This window comes from Mycobacterium mantenii, from assembly GCF_001667865.1.
Taxonomy (GTDB): Bacteria; Actinomycetota; Actinomycetes; order Mycobacteriales; family Mycobacteriaceae; genus Mycobacterium; species Mycobacterium mantenii_A.
The window spans coordinates 17,655-34,189 of sequence record NZ_LZJP01000105.1; the positions used below are offsets into that span (position 1 = coordinate 17,655).

The following is a 16,535-nucleotide window of genomic DNA, read 5'->3' on the forward strand; positions in this document are numbered from 1 at the left end:
CGCAGACGCAGTGCGCAACTCGCTGAAAGGGGCGGCGTGAACGAAGTATTGGCGCGGGCCGGCATCTTCCAGGGGATCGCCCCGGATGCGGTCGAGGCGTTGGCTCGCCACCTGCAGCACGTATCGTTCCCGCGTCGGCGCACCGTCTTCGTCGAAGGCGAGGAGGGCGACGACCTCTACGTCATCCTGTCGGGCGCGGTGAAGATCCGCCATCAGACACCGGACGGCCGCGAAACCGTCTTCGCGGTGCTGGGTCCCGGCGACGTGTTCGGGGAGCTCGCGCTGTTCGATCCGGGTCCGCGGACGTCGACGGTGATCACCCTGACCGAGGTGGAAGCCGTCCGGATGGACCGTCAAGCGTTACGGACATGGATCGTCGAACGTCCCGAAATCGCCGAGCAGCTGCTGCGGGTGCTGGCCCGCCGGCTCCGGCATACCAACAACACCCTGTGCGACCTGATCTTCACCGATGTCCCCGCCCGGGTGGCCAAGCAAATCCTTGACCTGGCAATGCGATTCGGCAGCAGCAACGGCGGCTCGGTGCTGGTCGAGCACCACCTCACGCAGAAGGAACTCGCGCAACTCGTGGGATCCTCGCGTGAAACTGTGAACAAGGCGCTGTCCGACTTCACCCAACGCGGATGGATCCGGCAGCAGGGCAAGGCCCTCATCATCGACCAGCCGGCGAAACTGGCCCGCCGGGCGAGGGCCTGACGCCCCGGGTAAACCCCGTGACGCCCTAGGTGATCGACCAGAATTCCAGGAGCGTCCGCAACGTCGCGACCAGCGACAGCGGTTGATCCAGCATCGGATGGTGGCCGGCCAGCGCTAACTCCACGAATGGGCCACGCAGCTGAAGCAGGGAACGGATCCGTTCGGCCATAGCCGGAGGTACCAATCCGGCTTCGCAGCGCAAATATCCCATGCGGCAACGTATTGCGGCCATCATGGACTCCAATGAGTCCTCATCGGCGGGCGGCGCATCGAGAAACTCACCGCCGAATATCGCCGGGTCGAATTTCCAGATCCAGCCGTCGTCGGTTTTGCGCACCGACTCGGCGGCGATGTGCTGCCGGACATAGGGCAGGATCAAATCCTGCGAGGGCACGGCCGTAAAGCGGGCCAGGATCTCATCTTTCGTCCGGTAGTGGTTGCGCTTGCGCCTGCGCAGCCGTCCTTCCTCCGGCGCACGCTCCCACAGCGGCGAGTCGATCACCAGCATGCTGTTGATCTGGCGGCTGTAGTGCATCGCCGCCGTGGATACCACCCAACCGCCCATGCTGTGGCCGACGATCGTCGGTCGCCCCGCGGGCCCGGCGGCCGCAGCGGCCGCCATCACTTCGCTCGCCCAGATCCGCAGGTCGTAACTGCCCCGCGCTTCGCTGTCGCCGTGCCCGGACAGATCCGGCGCGATCACCCGATGGGTGCGGGCAAAGAACGGTGCGACGTGATCCCACCAACCGGAGTGCGCCCCGCCGCCGTGGACGAGCACCACCGGAGGTTGGTCGGCGTCGCCCCAGACGCGCAGGTGAATGCGACACCCGTCGACGTCGACGTCGCTGTGGTCTGGCTGTTGGCCGATTGCCGCGGTGAACCAGGATGGTGTGATCGGCGTCTGGGGCGAACGGGAAAACAGTTTCAACCTCCGAGGATTCAAACGCTTTGTCTTAGTCTGGCTTTCGCGCCGTGCGGCCAATAGCGGTTCGCCCGGGCAGAAAATGTGGGATTCAAGAATTCGCCTCGGCGAGCCGGACCGTGACGGTGACTCGTCCCTTGTCGTCCTGCGTGGCGACGGCATGTCCGGCGCGATCGGTCTGGTCGAGTCGCCAGCGCCGCCACCGGCGCATTGAAAACGGGCGCGGCTCGCATCAGGAGACGGCCGATATCGTCGGGACCCACGCGGAAAGTATCGCAGTAATTCCCAACGAATAGTCGACCGTGGGAGTTCGACGTGATGCCGGTTCGGTGGACATGGAGGTAGCATCCCCGCGCAGATGCTCCAGCGGTCGCCGTAGGCGAGGAAGAGGGCGCTGATGACTGCTCATGTCGACCCATCGGTGCCGCCCAGCGGTGCGGGCTGCGTCGAGTGCGACGAGGCCGGTGGCTGGTGGGTGCACCTGCGGCGCTGCGCCGCTTGCGGGCACGTCGGTTGTTGCGACGACTCGCTCTCTCGTCATGCGACCAAGCACTGGCAGCAGACCGGACATCCGATAATGCGATCGTTCGAGCCGGGCGAAAATTGGTTCTGGAACTACGAGGCCAACGACTACTACGAGGGCCCCGAACTCGCACCACCCGAGTCCCGTCCGGAGAACGAGTCGGTTCCCGGGCCGCGCGGGCGGGTGCCACATGACTGGTTCGAGCTGCTCCGCCACCGCGACGACTGACGATGTGATCGGCCGGTTTATGTTGCGGCAGCGAGCAAGTCGCGCACCGCGTGGTCGACGGTGTCCAGCAGGCCAGGGTCGATGCCGGCGCGGCCGCGCACCAATACCGAGGCGCTGTTGGCGGACGGCAGTCCCTCGGCCGGGCTGAGCCCATCGGGAAACTTACCGATCATCGGCAGCAGCGCTACTCCGAGCCCCGACCGCACCGCAGCGTACAGGCCGGAGAGATCGCCGCACTCGGCGGCGATCTCATACTCGATGTGGTGGTTTTCCAGTATCGCGAAGGCCGGCTCGCGAAGCGTGCACGGCTCGGAAAATATCACCAGTGGCAGCGGGTCTTGTGGCGAAATACTAAGTGTGCGCGCTGAGATCCATTGCAGTCGAACAAGTCCCGACGCGTTAGCACGATCCAGGCCCGACCCGTCCAGCATGATGGCCAGATCGACCAAACCGCGATCGATCGAGTCGGCCAGCGATACGTTGCGATCGAGCCGGAAGCGCACTCGCAGGTCGGGAAGCCGCTCACGCAGCACGCGCGACAGGCCGGCCAGCATCACGTCGGCCCCGTGTTCGGTGGCGCCGATGGTCAAGAGCTTGTGCTCGGTCGCGCCCAGGTCGTCGAGCGCGTTGTCGTGCGCGGCCAATATCGTGCGGGCATGACGCAGAGCCTTCTGGCCGACCTCGGTGAAAATGATCCCGCGTCCAGAGCGTTGCACTATCGGTTCGCCGACCACGGCTTCGATCCGGCGCAGGTGCTGACTGACTGCGGACTGGCTCAGGTGCAGGGCGGCGGCGGCGCGATGGAAGCCGCCGCAGTCGGCGACCGCGACAAGGCTGCGCAGCGGCGCGATATCGAGCACCTGGGCCATAGCAGCAACTCTAATCCGATCATCCTCGGTGATCAATCACCAGGAGCTCGGCCTGAATCACCCTGTCTCTTCGGACTATCGATAAGACAGTGCGATCAATCACGATCACCAATAATCGTTGGACTGTGTCGGTCGTTCACGCGAACATGGGTGGCATGCCTTTGCCCCGCATGCCGGCGACCACCGCCACAGCGGTGACCTTCTTCTACGCGCTCGGATATCCCATCGGCACGCTGGCGGTAACGGCCATGACACCGATGGCCGCCCTGGTGCTGCGGTTCAGTTTGGCCGCAGCGATTCTCGCGAGCTGGTCGCTGGTGGCCAGGGCCCGCTGGCCACGGGGAGCGCAACTCGGGCACGTCATGGTGACGGGCCTGCTGATCCAGGGCGTGCAGTTCTGTTGCCTGTACGAGGCCGTTCAGCTCGGAGCGCCGGCGGTGCTGTGCGCGGTGGTGATCGCGATGAATCCGGTGGCCACCGCGATTCTGGCGGCCACGTTTCTCCGCGAACCGCTCGGCCCCTTGCGCGCGGTGGCGTTGGTGCTCGGCGTCGTCGCGGTCTTGGCCGCCTGCTCCCAAAGACTGATGAGCACGCACGGTGCCGACCCGGTGATCGTGTTGCTTGTCGTTGGCCTGCTTGGCCTTTCGGCGGGCGGCGTCTACCAACAGCGATTCTGCAGCGGCGTCGACTTCCGCGTGATGAGCAGCATGCAAAATGCCGTCGGCTTGATACCCGCGTCGGCGCTCGCGATCGTCACGCCCTTTACCGTGCACGACGGCGTCAAGGCGGCGATCGCGGTCAGCGGCATGGTGCTGTTGAACGCCACGCTGGCGGTGAGCCTGTATGTGCGAGCCATCAACACCCACGGCGTTACGGCGGTGGCGATGCTGTTCGCCGTCATTCCCGCGGTGGCCGGTGTGCTGTCGTGGATCATCCTGGGTCAGCGTCCCGACGCGGGTATCGCGGTCGGCCTGGTGTTGGGCGGACTCGCGTGCTGGATCAACACCCGGGCGTCCGGGCGCCGTCCGGCGAGGGCGAGCGCGCCCGATGCGACGCTGCCGCAGGTAGAGCTGCAGGACGCACCGCGCTGAGAACCCGAACGCCTCCTGCGGGGCGCATTGCCAATAGGCTTGTCCACCATCCGCTCATCCACCGCAGCCGATCTGTGACAATCACCCTGCGGAAATATTCATCGGAGGCGTGGTGGACTTTGGTAGCGGGCGGCGCGTCGGGTCGCGGCGGGGAGCGGCGGCGGTGGCGGTCCTTGCATCGGCGGCCGCATTCACCGGCACCGCGGTGGCCAACGCGGATGCGCAATTGTGCAATCCGGCGAGTGTCGATGCGAATCAAATGTGCCACTTCGATGCGTCAGGCCCGTTCTCGGACATCAGCATGGTGTTTCCGGCCAACTATCCCGATGAGCCGACGATGATCGGCTACTTGTCCAAGGTCGACGACGATTTCCAGAGCGCCCGCGGACCGCTGAACACGCTGGAATCGCCGACCGCGCTGAAGATCACCGGCACCCGATACAGCTCCGGGCCCCAGGCGGCGGGTACCCAATCGGTGATCACCGAGATCTATCAGAACCTCGGCGCCGCTCACCCGCTGGTCTGGTACAAGTCCTTCAACTACAACCTGGTCAATCAGCAGTCGATCACCTTCGATTCGTTGTTCCAGCCGGGAACCCAACCGCTGCAGGTCATCTTGCCGATAGTGCAGAAGACGTTGGCCGACCGGTATCGGGCGACGGTGTCGATTCCGCCGGCCACCGGTCTGCAGCCGGCGAATTACCAGAGTTTCGCCATCAGCAATGACGCGATCGTATTCTTCTTCGACCAGAACGCGTTGCAGCCGGCGATGGAGGCCACGCAAGTATCGGTGCCGCGCAGCGCGATCGCGTCGATGATCAGCCCCGACATCGCATAGCCGGCCGAACCGGCGGTGCGACGCTCGTGAGGAGATCGCCGACCGCGCAACGGACTTAGGGCAGCTCGACCTTGCTGGCCAGCCACCGACCATCCACCTTCTCCATGGTCATCTTGACGCGGCTGCGGTCCAGCTGGGGCGCGGGCGCGGCGCCATTGCTGACCGACTGGTCGACGAACAGCACAACGTCCACCTTGTCCTGGGTGGCGGACTGGACCGCGGCGTCGATCACGTTCCCATGCGCCGCAGCCTTGTTGGCGATGAGCGCCTGTCGCAGCTGCGCACTGGATTTGGTGTACATGTCTTTGAATTCACCGGTTGAACCGTCGAGGACATCGGCGAAGTTCTTATCGATCGCGTTGGTGTCCACGCTGGTCAACGTAAGGATGTATTTCTTCGCCGCATCGAGTGCTTGCTCGGCGGCAACCTGCTTTTGGTGATGCTGAAACAGTAGCCAGCCCTCATAGCCCGCGCACGCAAGCACGGCCGCCAATACTCCAGCGGCGACCGCGCGAGTCACGCTGCCGCGCCGACGATTTCGGCTACGAGATTGCTGTTCGTCGGCGGCGTCCTCGTCGCCGTCGCAGGCCTCGTCGGGCTCGGCTGGGTCCGCGGCGTCGCTGTCCGTGGCGGGCGATGCAACGGCCGGTGTCGTGTCGTCGCCGGCCTCATCGGCCTCGGCCACCGCGATGGCCGGCGGTTGCCCCACTTCTTCTCCGGCCCCCTCCGCGGCGACGCGGAAGCGATTTACCAACCAGGTTCCCGGGTTGCCGGCTGTTCGTAGCGATTGACGGTTCATCAGTTGCACGCGCCAGAGTCACGAAGTGCGTTCGCCCAGCCGGTAGCGGCGACGATGTTCGCGTGGGTGACGCCCGACGGATCCTTTCTCTTGATGCTGTCGCTGATCCGCGACAGTTGAAATGCCAAGTGGGTCATCGATTCCCCTCCGTATACCGGCGAATACGGCCCGAAATTGTCGGGCTGGTTGGTGATGATCAGCGGCTTCACTCGTGGTGCAAGAAACGCCGTCGACTGGTCGATGTTCGCTACCACAGCGTGGGCGTTTCCCTGCACACCACCGGCGGAGTAATCGTCGTGCTGGTCACCGAGGTAGCGGTTGAAGTTACTGATCTGGCCCATCAGCGGATCGAACTGCGACTTGAACCATTGGCAGGAGTCCGACATTCCGCCGATCATTTCCGGCGTCACCCGTGCCGTGAAGGTGTTGTACGGCCAGATGTCGAAGTTCGGTGACCAATCGCTGGGCGCCGGTGTGAACACCGGCAACGGCGGCGGAGGCTGGCCAGGATCAGCGGCGGCGTGGCCGGAGATCGCGAGGGCGGCGACGAGCGCCGGCGCGGCACACGCTAGGCCGCTACCTGCCCGTCGCAACCTCGTCAGATCCATCCGCTCGTCCCCAACAAAACGATAGCCCTGGGCCCCCCAATACCGAACCATCAATTCATCTACGAAATGACGGTTAACATCAGCGCCCTGACAGGGGATCCTCTCGCGAAGTCGGCGGCGCGTCAAGGGCCCGCCACCAGGTGAGTACGGCGAATGACCACCAGTCATTACGGCACGCCGACCGCATTTCGGCCCTGGCATCGGCGCAACTCCGCACAGTCAGACCTTCCGCGGATGCCGAGTAGCCGTTAACATAACCGGCCGTGGGGGCACAACCGACCATTAGGTGCATCCGGCGATGACCGCCCAGGACCAGCGCTCGCTCAACGACGGCCGAACGCCCGACGGCGTGGCCGCCATCCAAGAGTGGTCCGCGGGCTATGTCGTGCGGCACCCACTGGCCTCGCTCAACACCCTCGGTGAGCAGTACATCCTTGCGATCCGCACGATCGAGTACTGCATGGTCGACCTGTTCACCGGCCGCTTCCAGTGGGCCGAGTTCATCCGCCAGGGCGCATTCATGGCTGCCACGGCGGTGTTGCCGACCGTGCTGGTAGCGCTGCCGATCGGGGTGACCCTTTCCATCCAATTCGCCTTGCTGGCGAACCAAGTCGGTGCGACGTCGCTCGCCGGTGCGGCCAGTGGACTCGCGGTGATCCGCCAGGCCGCCTCGCTGGTGGCTGCGGTGCTCATGGCATCCGCCGTCGGCTCGGCGATCACCGCCGACCTTGGTTCCCGCACCATGCGCGAGGAGACCGACGCGATGGAGGTCATGGGTGTCTCGGTGATCCGGCGCCTGGTCGTGCCCCGGTTCGCCGCGGCCATCATGGTCGGTGTCGCACTCACCGGAATCACCTGCTTCGTAGGATTTTTAGCCAGCTACCTGTTCAACGTCTACTTTCAGCGCGGCGCACCGGGCAGCTTCGTCGCGACATTTTCGTCGTTCGCCACCACGGAGGACATGATCGTCGCGCTACTCAAGGCCGTCATTTACGGGGCGATCGTGGCGGTAATCGCTTGTCAAAAAGGGCTTTTCACCAAAGGCGGCCCGGCGGGCGTCGCGAACTCGGTCAACGCCGCGGTGGTGGAGTCGATTCTGGTGCTGATGATCGTCAATGTCGGGATCAGCGAGCTGTACAACGCCCTATACCCCAGGACGGGACTGTGACATGACGGCCTCCGCGTACGTCCCCACCCTGGCTCGACCGTTACTCGGTGCCTATCGGGCCGCGGCCACCCCGACCATGCGGTTGGGGCACATGCTGTTGTTCTTCGTGCGGGCCGTGCTCGCCGTGCCCTCCGTGCTGCGGCAGTACCGCACGGAATTCGTGCGCCTGCTCTCGAATATCGCCTGGGGCAACGGCTCGATCGTCGTCGGCGGCGGCACGGCCGGCGTCGCGGTGGTACTCGGCTTCACCGCCGGCGCACTGGTGGCCGTGGAGGGTTACAACTTCCTCAACCTGCTCGGCTTGGGTCCCGCGACCGGCATCATCTCGTCGCTGGTCAACACCCGCGAGCTGGCACCGATCATGGCCTCGCTGGCCTTCGCGATGCAGGCCGGCTGCCGGTTCACCGCACAGCTGGGCGCCATGCGCATCGCCGAGGAGATCGATGCGCTGGAATCGCTGGCCATCCGCCCTATCCCGTTCTTGGTCACGACGCGGCTCATGGCCTCCGTCATCGCGGTGATCCCGCTCTACATCGCCTGCCTGGCGGTGACCTATCTGACTTGCCAGGTCGTCGCCGGTGTGATCAGCGGTGGCTCCCTCGGCCCGTACCTGCACTACTTCACCATGATGCTCAGCGCCAAGGACATCGCCTATTCGGTCCTCAAGTGCGTTGTCTTCGTTTGGCTTTCGTCCACCGTGCAGTGCTACTACGGGTTTTACGCCGCGGGCGGGCCGGAGGGTGTGGGGGTGGCCGCCGGCCATGCCATGCGGGCGAGCATCACCGTCGTGATCATGGTCAACATGCTGCTCACGATGGCGCTGTGGAGCATCGACGCCGGCGCGAGATTTGGTGGCTGAATGCCGAATTCGCTAGATCTCGACGGACGCGGGCCCTCCGATCAACAGCTGCTGGGCATGGGCGTCGCGGTGCTGTTGATAGCGGGACTGATCACGGGCAGCCTCCTGTTGAAGTCCAGCGGCCGGCTCAACGACTACATCCGCGTCGTCGCGGAGTTGACGAACGTGGGGGACGGGCTGCCGGCCCGCTCGGATGTGAAGTATCACGGGCTGCTGGTCGGCGCCGTCGACAACGTGGTTCCGGCGGCGTACGGCAAACCCAACTACGTCCAGATCAACCTCAAACCCGAATACGCCAAGGACATTCCGGGCGCGGTGACCGCCCGCGTGGTGCCCAGCAATGTGTTCGCGGTGTCGTCGGTGCAACTCGTCGACGGCGGCCCCAGCCCAAGCATCCGCAGCGGGGCACGCATCCCCGAAGACCTGCAGCTTTCGACCGTGATCTTCCAGACGACGATCAGCAAGCTCCGTGACATCCTCGCCGCGACCGGCCGGGGCCGCGAGGACCACAGCGTGGGCATTCTGGCCGCCGTCGCGGCCGCTACCAACAACAGGCGCGGCGCGCTGCTCACCGCGGGTGCGCAGATGACCCACGTTCTCGATGAGCTCAACGGCATCGTCACCACCGATCCCGGACCGTCGACGGTGTCCGCATTGCTCGATGCCACTCGCGGCCTGCAGTCCACTGCTCCCGACCTCGTCGACGTCTTGCACGATGCGGTGAAACCGATGCAGACCTTGGCCGAAAAGCGCGAACAATTCCGGTCGCTGGTCACCGGATCGCAGCACACCTTCGGCGTCAGCCGGCAGGCGTTCGACAACCACACCGATCAGCTGATCGAGATGACGCAAAACCTCACACCCGCCCTGGGCGTCTTCGCCCTGCACAGCGACAAGTTCGTGCCCATCTTCACCAGGCTGAACCGGCTGTCCGACAAGTTCTTTGAAGAGGTGTGGGACCCCGAGCTCGACACGGGAAACATGCGGGTGAATCTGGCGCTGACGCCGACCTACACCTACACCCGCGCCGACTGCCCGCGCTACGGGCAGTTACTGGGACCGAGCTGCTACACCGCACCGACGATCGCGGTCCGGCCCGATCTGCCCGAGGTGCTGCTTCCGCAGAACTATCACCCGCCCGCGGATCTGGCACCGCCCCCGGGCACACAGGTCGGACCCGACGGCAATCTCGTCGCGGTCGGCCCGCCGCTGTACAACCCCAACCCGAGCCTGCAAGACCCCAACCCGCCCCTGCCGTGGTGGCCGTGGCCGATCGGCCCGGCTCCGCGAGTCCCGGGAACCGCCGATCCCGATGACGCACCACCCCCGCCGCCCGGCGCGCCACCTTCCCAGCCCCCGGGCCCGCCCGCTGCGGTCGCACCATCGGGCTACGGCGGCAACGTCGGACCCGTTGGCAGCCAACACGAGCGCGAGCAGCTGGGCATGATCACCGGCCAGGGCCGATCCGCGTCGGTGGCGGCCCAACTGCTGCTCGGTCCGCTGGCTCGCGGTACGACGGTCTCGCTGCAACCCCGGGAACAACCGGCGGGCGGCCCGAAATGAAAGTGCGGGGTCCCCTGATCGGCCTGTCCGTCTTCATGGCGATCGCCATCGCCGTGACGTGGATGGTGTACGCCACCCTGCGGCGAGACGTGGCGGGGCCGACCACGCCGTACGCGGCGATGTTCACCGACGTGTACGGGTTGCGCATCGGCGACGACGTCCGGATGGCCGGTGTGCGGGTCGGCCGCGTCGAAAACGTCGAACTCGCCGGTAAATTGGCGAAGGTCTCGTTCATCGTCGAGAACGATCAGCACCTGTATGGGAACACCGTGGCATCGGTGACCTATCAGAACATCATCGGACAGCGGTACCTGGGCCTGTCGCTGGGCGAAATCGGCAACAGGGGCCCGCTGCCCGCCGGCGGCGTAATACCCGTGCAGCAGACCGACCCGTCCTTCGATGTCGGGAAGTTGCTCAACGGTTTCGAGCCGCTGTTCACCTTGCTCAATGCCAAGGACGCCGACGACCTGACCAAGGGCGTATTGCAGTCGCTGCAAGGCGATCAGGCGTCCATCCCGTTGCTGGTGGAGCAGACATCGACGATCACCCGGACGTTGTCCGCACGCGACCAATCCTTGGGCGACCTGATCAGCGGACTCACGAGGGTCACCGACACCGTCGCCCGCCAAGACGACGACCTCGACCACGCGCTCGACCAAACGCGCGATGCGGTAACCCATTTCGATGATCGCCGCGCCTCGTTGCAGGACTCGGTGGGCTCAATCGCCCGGGTGACCCGCCGTCTCTCGGCGATCGCTGACGACGTGGATCCGGCGCTGAACGAACTCATCACCCGAGAGCCGGGGTTCAGCAAGCACATGGTCGGCATCGAACCGCAGCTGGCGTTCACCGGCGACAACCTGCCGTTGCTGCTGAAGGGCTTTGCGCGCGCCACCAGCGAGGGAACCTACGGCAATGCCTACGCGTGCGACCTGAACGCCACGGGTTTCTTCCCGGGGCTCAACGACATCACCACTTTCATCGTCAACGCGGCCACACCGGGCAACGCCTATCCGATCACCACCAAGAACATGGGGTGGCACACCCCGCGATGCAGGAACATGGCCAATGGCTGACTCGCTCAAGGCTCGGTGGTCGCGGCGCCGACCGCTCGAGTCGTACAACCGGACCTGGCTGGGGCTGGCGGGACTGGCGGTGGTCGCCGTTCTCGTCGCGGTGTCGTTGGGGATCAGGCTGCTCGGTATCGGCTACACCCACTACACCGCCGAGTTCCTGCAGGCCGCAACGCTGCGGCCCGGAAACCCGATCACCATCGCCGGCATCGAAGTCGGACACGTCACCAGCATGAAGCTCGATGGCGACCACGTCGAGGCCGGTCTGAGCGTGCGCGACAACGTCTCGCTGGGCAGGGACACCCGGGCGGTGATCAAGGTGATGACCATCCTAGGTTCGCGCTATCTCGAGCTGGCGCCCGACGGCCCTGGCTCCCTGCCGGGCAAGACGATCAACCTGGCTCACACGGAGGTGCCCTACGACCTGCAGTCGCTACTCGAGGACGCCACAACCACCTTCGAGCAGGTCGATTCCGACCAGTTCGCGCAGTCACTTGCGGTGCTGGGCAAGCAGCTCGGCGGGGTGCCGCCGCTGGTTCCGCAGGCCGTCGCGAATCTGCAGACGTTGTCCACGATCACCGCCGACCGACGAGGCCAACTCGGCACGCTGCTGAAAAGCACGGAGCGCGTGGTCAATACCCTGCGGCGTCAGCAGACCAACATCGGACATCTGATGGATCAGGGGCAGGATCTGCTCGGTCATCTAGTAGCGCGCGAGGCCACTTTTCACGCCATGTTCGCAGGGCTGACGGACCTTGTCGACCAGCTCGACAAGATCGTCGTCAACAACCGGCCGATGCTCGACGAGCTGTTCGCCAACCTGCACCAGCTGACGAATATGGTCGGCCAGCACGACGACCTGTTACGCAATCTGCTGCAGGTCGCGCCGGTGACACTGCGGGGCCTGACCAACGCCACCGGCTACGGGCCGGTCGTCGAGTTCAACCTGCCCAACGGCCTCGCGATCGATTCCTGGATGTGCGCGATCAGTGGCCGCGCCAAAGAATTCAAGATGATCCAGTACTTCAAGGACTGCAAATGACCTCCGGTAGGCGCAAACTCATCGCCGTGGGCGCCGCGATAGCGGCGGTGGCCGCCGTCGCGATCGGGGTAATCGGCCACTACGTCAAGTCCCGCCTGGACACCATGACCGTGACCGCGCAATTCGACAGCGCCGCCGGCCTTTACGAAGGAAATGTCGTTGCGGTTCTCGGCATGCCGGTGGGCAAGGTCAGCAAGGTCACGTCCAAAGGCAGTTACGTCGAAGCCGAGCTGACGGTGGACAAGAAGGTCAAGATCCCGGCGGGCGCCCGCGCGGTCACCATCACCACCTCGATCCTCACCGACCGGCAGGTTGAACTCACCCCGCCCTACCGGAGCGGCCCGGTGTTGAAGAACCACGACACGATAGGGCTCACCCGAACCAAGACACCGGTGGCTTTCGATCGCGTACTCGACATGCTCGACAAGGTGTCCAAATCGCTGAAGGGCGACGGCAAGGGCGGCGGACCCATCGCCGACCTGACTGACTCCGCGGTCGCCATCACCGACGGCAACGGGAAGAAGATCCTGTCGGCGCTGGACGAACTTTCCAACGCGCTGCGGCTCAGCTCCGAGCGGGGCGGAACCACCCGCGAGCAGTTGACCACGATCATCACCGACCTCAGCTCGATCACGGACGCCGCCGCGCGCAACGACGCCAAAGTACGCCAATTCGGTTCCACGACACGCCAGCTCAGCCAGATACTCGCCGACGAAAAATTCGGCACCGGAACCACCGGACACACCATCAACAGGATCCTCGAAGAAGTCACCACGCTGCTCGAGCAGAACCGGGAGAACCTCAAGCAGGCGGTGCACAACGGCGACACCGTCGCCAAGACGATCGTCGAGGATCAGCGCGGAGTGTCCGAAATGCTCGATGTCCTCCCCATGACGCTGGAAAACCTCTACAACACCGTCGATCAGAACAACGGCGCAATACGCGTGCACGGGCTGCTCGACAAGGCCCTGACCGACAGCCAGTCCGCCAAGGAGCTCTGCAATCTCATGCACCTGCGCCAACTCGGCTGCAGCACTGGCACATTGCAAGACTACGGACCCGACTTCGGCCTGACCTACATCCTCGACGGTCTCTCGGCGATGGGGCAATAGCGATGGATACGGCTAAACGCAAAGCACTGGCGGTGGCGCTCAGTGCGGTCATGGTCAGCTCCGGTTGCGCCACCAACGGGCTGTCCAGCCTGCCGCTACCGGCACCGGGAATCGGCGATGGGGGATACCTACTCAACGCCGTCTTCTCCAACGCGCTGAACCTGCCGGCCCACGCAAAGGTCAAACTCGCGGGCGCCGACGTCGGGCAGCTCGAATCGATGGTGGCGCGCAACTACACCGCGGTCACCACCCTGCGAATCATGGACGGCGTCCGTGTGCCCGTCGGCAGCACCGCCGAGCTGCGATCGGCGACCCCGCTTGGCGACGTGTTCGTCGCGATCAAGCCGCCCACCCCGATGGACCCCAGCGCGCCACTACTGAAGAGCGGGGACACCATCGGCCTGCCCGCCACCCGCGCCGCCGCCACCGTGGAGAGCGTGCTGAGCTCGGCCGCGCTGCTCGTCAACGGTGGCTCGGTCCGCAACTTCACCAATATCGTCAACGGCGCCGGCAAGGCGACGGGCGACCAAGGGCGCGCCTTCGGCGACCTGATCAATCGAACGAACTTGCTGCTGGGCAAGCTCAATTCACGCTCGGCGCAGATCGACGCCGCGGTGACCGAAACGGCGGCCCTCGCCGACCGGCTGGACCAGAAGAATCAAGCACTCACCGACGTGCTGCAGGCCATCGGGCCGGCGACGAATGTGCTGTCCAGCAACGCCGACGACATCGCCGACGTGGTCGACGAGCTCGGCGCGACCACGCATCAGTTATCAAAATTCCCGTCGATCGCCGGTACCGACAAGACCGGCCGCAGCGTCATCAAGGACGCCAACACCATCGCCGCCGCGTGGAACGACGTTGTCCTGAGCCCCGACACCAGCCTCGCCGGCCTCAACCGGCTGATTCCGCCGTTCGTCAAATCCACCCCCAGCCAGGCGATCTCGGTGCGCGGCAGCTTCGACCGGCTGGTCATGGGATCGCGGCCGGGTACCGGAGCGGAGACCGGGGGCTTCAAGGGCGATCCGGCGTTTCATGGCCCCATGCGCCGCGACTGGAACTACATGATCGGTTCCATCAAATACGTCCTGTGGCGCCTGCAAGAACGGGTCGTGGGCCGGGGCCCACAAACGCCGATGGGGCAAAGTCCCTGGACGCCGGTCGGCCCGCCGCTTCCGCCGGCACCCGCCGGGGAGGCCCCACCGGATCCCATGATCCCGGAGCCACCGCGGTGATCGACAGCATCGGCCGGTTCATCGTCAGAGTGGTCAGAGCGGGCCACCACCGGCGCGCCTGGCTCTCCGGCCTCGCGCTGGTAGTCACGCTGGTGGTGGGCGTGACCTACCTGGCGATCGGAGCGCTGCGCATCAACCCGCTCAACTCGACCTACCGGATCACGATCCGGCTGCCCGAATCCGGTGGGCTGCTGGCCAATCAAGACGTGTCGGTGCGCGGCATCCCGGTCGGGCGGATTCAATCGCTGCGGCCCACACCCACCGGCGTCGAGGCGATCGCCACCATCGATGCGAACACCAGGATCCCCCTCGCCAGCCCGGTGCGGGTGTCCGGGCTGTCGCCCGCGGGCGAGCAGTACATCGATTTCGAACCCGCATCCAACACCGGTCCATTCCTGTCGAATGGCAGCGTGATCGGCCCACAGCACACCGCCACACCCATCCCGCTGTCGCAAGTGCTCGCCGACGCCAACGGACTGCTGGCCCAAACCGATCCGAAGAAGCTCGAAATCGTCAAGCGGGAACTGAGTTTGAGCAAAGAAGGCCCGCAGAAGCTCACCGACATCATCGACGGTGCCACCTTCCTGTTGTCGACCATGGACCCTGTGCTGCCGCAGACCGTCAGCATGCTCAAGACCAGCCGGGTGGTCCTGACCACGCTCGCCGACAAAAATGCCGGACTCGGTGCGACGTCCCGCAATGTCGGCGACCTGATGACCGGCGTGAACAAAATGGACCGCGGCTACCGCAAATTCGTCGATCAGACCCCTCATGCGCTGTCCTCGGTAGACAACCTGTTCGACGACAACTCCGACACCATGGTCGGGCTGTTGGCCAATCTGGTGACCACCGCGCGGATCATCTATGTCCGGGTTCCGGCGCTGAACGCGGTCTTTCCCGACTATCGCGGCTCGACGCTCGAGGCCCTGATGACGACCATGCACGAGCATGGATTGTGGGCGACCGCCGATATCTACCCGCGCTACACGTGCGACTACGGCACCCCGCGCCGGCCGTCGTCATCGGCCGACTACCCCGAGCCCTTCCTGTACACCTACTGCCGAGACGACGACCCACAGGTACTGATCCGAGGCGCGAAGAATGCGCCCCGACCGGGTGGCGACGACACGGCGGGCCCACCCCCCGGGGCCGACCTCGGGCAAACCGCCGACCCAACCCCCAAGGGGCGCTTCACTATTCCCACGCCGTACGGCGGTCCCGCGCTGCCGATAGAGCCGCCCCACTAAGCCCACGAGCATTCAAGACCGCAAGGAGAAATTACTGTGACGATTATCGACGACCAGGAATGCGACACGAGCGAAGACACCGAAAATCCGGCTGGCGACGAGCGGGAAGCGGCGGTGGAGGCCGACGAGGAGCGAAAGGCGAACGGCCGAGCCCGGCCGTGGAAACGTTACGCCCGCTGTGCGCTCGTCGCTGCCGTCTACGCGGGAGCTTTCGGCCTGGCGGGCGGGCTGGGCTGGAAGCTGTGGGATGAGCACGCGGTAAGCCAGGCCGGGCAGGCAGCACAGCGGACCGCGATCAACTATGCCCAGGTACTGACGAGCATCGACTCCAACCAGGTGGACCAGAACTTCTCCGCTGTACTTGACGGCGCCACGGGCGAATTCAAGGACACGTACACCAAAGCAAGCGTGCAGCTTCGGCAGTTGCTCATCGACAACAAGGCCGCCGCGCACGGCACCGTGGTCGACGCCGCGATCCAATCGCAGACGAAAAACAAGGTGGTGGTGTTGTTGATGGTCGACCAAACCGTGAGCAATGCAGTGCGTCCCGACGGCCGGGTCGACCGCAGCCGGATGAGGATCACCATGGAAAATGCCGGCGGCCGTTGGCTGGCCAGCAAAGTCGAACTACCGTAGGACGTTTC

Annotated in this window: 17 protein-coding genes; 13 read left to right on the plus strand and 4 right to left on the minus strand. The window is 65.2% G+C overall.

All coding sequences use genetic code 11. The features are described from left to right. Window positions 1–36 precede the first annotated feature (36 nt). Window positions 37–714, plus strand: a complete 678-nt coding sequence (locus tag A5688_RS20060) for a Crp/Fnr family transcriptional regulator (protein WP_067839139.1) — start codon at window positions 37–39, stop codon at window positions 712–714. A gap of 25 nt (window positions 715–739) precedes the next feature. On the opposite strand, the gene A5688_RS20065 is transcribed toward A5688_RS20060, so the two are convergent. Next, window positions 740–1,642: an alpha/beta fold hydrolase gene (locus A5688_RS20065; protein ID WP_242660261.1), complete on the minus strand. Its 903-nt coding sequence runs from the start codon at window positions 1,640–1,642 to the stop codon at window positions 740–742. Window positions 1,643–2,033: 391 nt separating this feature from the next. Here A5688_RS20065 and A5688_RS20070 point away from each other — a divergent pair, with 391 nt between their 5' ends. After that, window positions 2,034–2,387: a UBP-type zinc finger domain-containing protein gene (locus A5688_RS20070; protein ID WP_067839142.1), complete on the plus strand. Its 354-nt coding sequence runs from the start codon at window positions 2,034–2,036 to the stop codon at window positions 2,385–2,387. A gap of 17 nt (window positions 2,388–2,404) precedes the next feature. Here A5688_RS20070 and A5688_RS20075 read toward each other — a convergent pair whose 3' ends face one another. Continuing rightward, the gene (locus tag A5688_RS20075; RefSeq protein ID WP_067839145.1) at window positions 2,405–3,256 is read right to left on the minus strand and encodes a LysR family transcriptional regulator; all 852 of its coding nucleotides are present in this window, start codon (window positions 3,254–3,256) and stop codon (window positions 2,405–2,407) included. Window positions 3,257–3,402: 146 nt separating this feature from the next. On the opposite strand from A5688_RS20075, the gene A5688_RS20080 reads away from it, so the two are divergent. Further along, a complete protein-coding gene (locus A5688_RS20080; protein WP_067839165.1) occupies window positions 3,403–4,347 on the plus strand; it encodes a DMT family transporter in 945 nt (314 codons plus the stop codon). Window positions 4,348–4,510: 163 nt separating this feature from the next. Then, the gene (locus tag A5688_RS20085) at window positions 4,511–5,185 is read left to right on the plus strand and encodes an esterase (protein ID WP_242660262.1); all 675 of its coding nucleotides are present in this window, start codon (window positions 4,511–4,513) and stop codon (window positions 5,183–5,185) included. Between the two features lie 55 nt (window positions 5,186–5,240). Here A5688_RS20085 and A5688_RS20090 read toward each other — a convergent pair whose 3' ends face one another. Both A5688_RS20090 and A5688_RS20095 read right to left on the minus strand, forming a co-directional pair. Next, entirely contained in the window at window positions 5,241–5,993 is a 753-nt protein-coding gene (locus A5688_RS20090; RefSeq protein WP_120312382.1) for an Mce protein, read from the minus strand. Continuing rightward, window positions 5,984–6,592: a hypothetical protein gene (locus A5688_RS20095; protein WP_067839150.1), complete on the minus strand. Its 609-nt coding sequence runs from the start codon at window positions 6,590–6,592 to the stop codon at window positions 5,984–5,986. Before A5688_RS20095 ends, A5688_RS20090 begins: the two co-directional genes overlap by 10 nt. Window positions 6,593–6,890: 298 nt before the next feature. Between A5688_RS20095 and A5688_RS20100 the strand changes: the two genes are divergently transcribed. The 9 genes from A5688_RS20100 to A5688_RS20140 are packed head-to-tail and all read left to right on the plus strand — an operon-like array spanning window position 6,891 to window position 16,527. Next, complete coding sequence (locus A5688_RS20100; RefSeq protein WP_067839153.1) at window positions 6,891–7,760, plus strand: MlaE family ABC transporter permease; 870 nt, start codon at window positions 6,891–6,893, stop codon at window positions 7,758–7,760. A gap of 1 nt (window position 7,761) precedes the next feature. Beyond that, a complete protein-coding gene (locus tag A5688_RS20105; RefSeq protein WP_067839156.1) occupies window positions 7,762–8,619 on the plus strand; it encodes an ABC transporter permease in 858 nt (285 codons plus the stop codon). Further along, the gene (locus A5688_RS20110) at window positions 8,620–10,182 is read left to right on the plus strand and encodes an MlaD family protein (protein WP_067910095.1); all 1,563 of its coding nucleotides are present in this window, start codon (window positions 8,620–8,622) and stop codon (window positions 10,180–10,182) included. Next, on the plus strand, window positions 10,179–11,258 hold the full coding sequence (locus A5688_RS20115; RefSeq protein WP_067833503.1) for an MCE family protein: 1,080 nt from the start codon (window positions 10,179–10,181) through the stop codon (window positions 11,256–11,258). Before A5688_RS20110 ends, A5688_RS20115 begins: the two co-directional genes overlap by 4 nt. Continuing rightward, window positions 11,251–12,297, plus strand: a complete 1,047-nt coding sequence (locus tag A5688_RS20120) for an MCE family protein (protein WP_067833507.1) — start codon at window positions 11,251–11,253, stop codon at window positions 12,295–12,297. The genes A5688_RS20115 and A5688_RS20120 overlap by 8 nt, the downstream gene beginning before the upstream one ends. After that, the gene (locus A5688_RS20125) at window positions 12,294–13,409 is read left to right on the plus strand and encodes an MCE family protein (RefSeq protein WP_067833509.1); all 1,116 of its coding nucleotides are present in this window, start codon (window positions 12,294–12,296) and stop codon (window positions 13,407–13,409) included. The genes A5688_RS20120 and A5688_RS20125 overlap by 4 nt, the downstream gene beginning before the upstream one ends. A 2-nt stretch (window positions 13,410–13,411) precedes the next feature. After that, window positions 13,412–14,644, plus strand: a complete 1,233-nt coding sequence (locus A5688_RS20130; protein ID WP_067833512.1) for an MlaD family protein — start codon at window positions 13,412–13,414, stop codon at window positions 14,642–14,644. Further along, complete coding sequence (locus A5688_RS20135; protein WP_067910099.1) at window positions 14,641–15,891, plus strand: MlaD family protein; 1,251 nt, start codon at window positions 14,641–14,643, stop codon at window positions 15,889–15,891. The genes A5688_RS20130 and A5688_RS20135 overlap by 4 nt, the downstream gene beginning before the upstream one ends. A 36-nt stretch (window positions 15,892–15,927) precedes the next feature. Next, window positions 15,928–16,527: an Mce protein gene (locus tag A5688_RS20140; RefSeq protein WP_067833518.1), complete on the plus strand. Its 600-nt coding sequence runs from the start codon at window positions 15,928–15,930 to the stop codon at window positions 16,525–16,527. Window positions 16,528–16,535: the final 8 nt, after the last annotated feature.

Coding starts and splice junctions, on each gene's coding strand:
- A5688_RS20070 (WP_067839142.1), top strand. CDS start 2,034: ATGACTGCTCATGTCGACCCATCGGTGCCGCCCAGCGGTGCGGGCTGC.
- A5688_RS20075 (WP_067839145.1), bottom strand. CDS start 3,256: ATGGCCCAGGTGCTCGATATCGCGCCGCTGCGCAGCCTTGTCGCGGTC.
- A5688_RS20080 (WP_067839165.1), top strand. CDS start 3,403: ATGGGTGGCATGCCTTTGCCCCGCATGCCGGCGACCACCGCCACAGCG.
- A5688_RS20095 (WP_067839150.1), bottom strand. CDS start 6,592: ATGGATCTGACGAGGTTGCGACGGGCAGGTAGCGGCCTAGCGTGTGCC.
- A5688_RS20100 (WP_067839153.1), top strand. CDS start 6,891: ATGACCGCCCAGGACCAGCGCTCGCTCAACGACGGCCGAACGCCCGAC.
- A5688_RS20105 (WP_067839156.1), top strand. CDS start 7,762: ATGACGGCCTCCGCGTACGTCCCCACCCTGGCTCGACCGTTACTCGGT.
- A5688_RS20110 (WP_067910095.1), top strand. CDS start 8,620: ATGCCGAATTCGCTAGATCTCGACGGACGCGGGCCCTCCGATCAACAG.
- A5688_RS20115 (WP_067833503.1), top strand. CDS start 10,179: ATGAAAGTGCGGGGTCCCCTGATCGGCCTGTCCGTCTTCATGGCGATC.
- A5688_RS20120 (WP_067833507.1), top strand. CDS start 11,251: ATGGCTGACTCGCTCAAGGCTCGGTGGTCGCGGCGCCGACCGCTCGAG.
- A5688_RS20125 (WP_067833509.1), top strand. CDS start 12,294: ATGACCTCCGGTAGGCGCAAACTCATCGCCGTGGGCGCCGCGATAGCG.
- A5688_RS20130 (WP_067833512.1), top strand. CDS start 13,412: ATGGATACGGCTAAACGCAAAGCACTGGCGGTGGCGCTCAGTGCGGTC.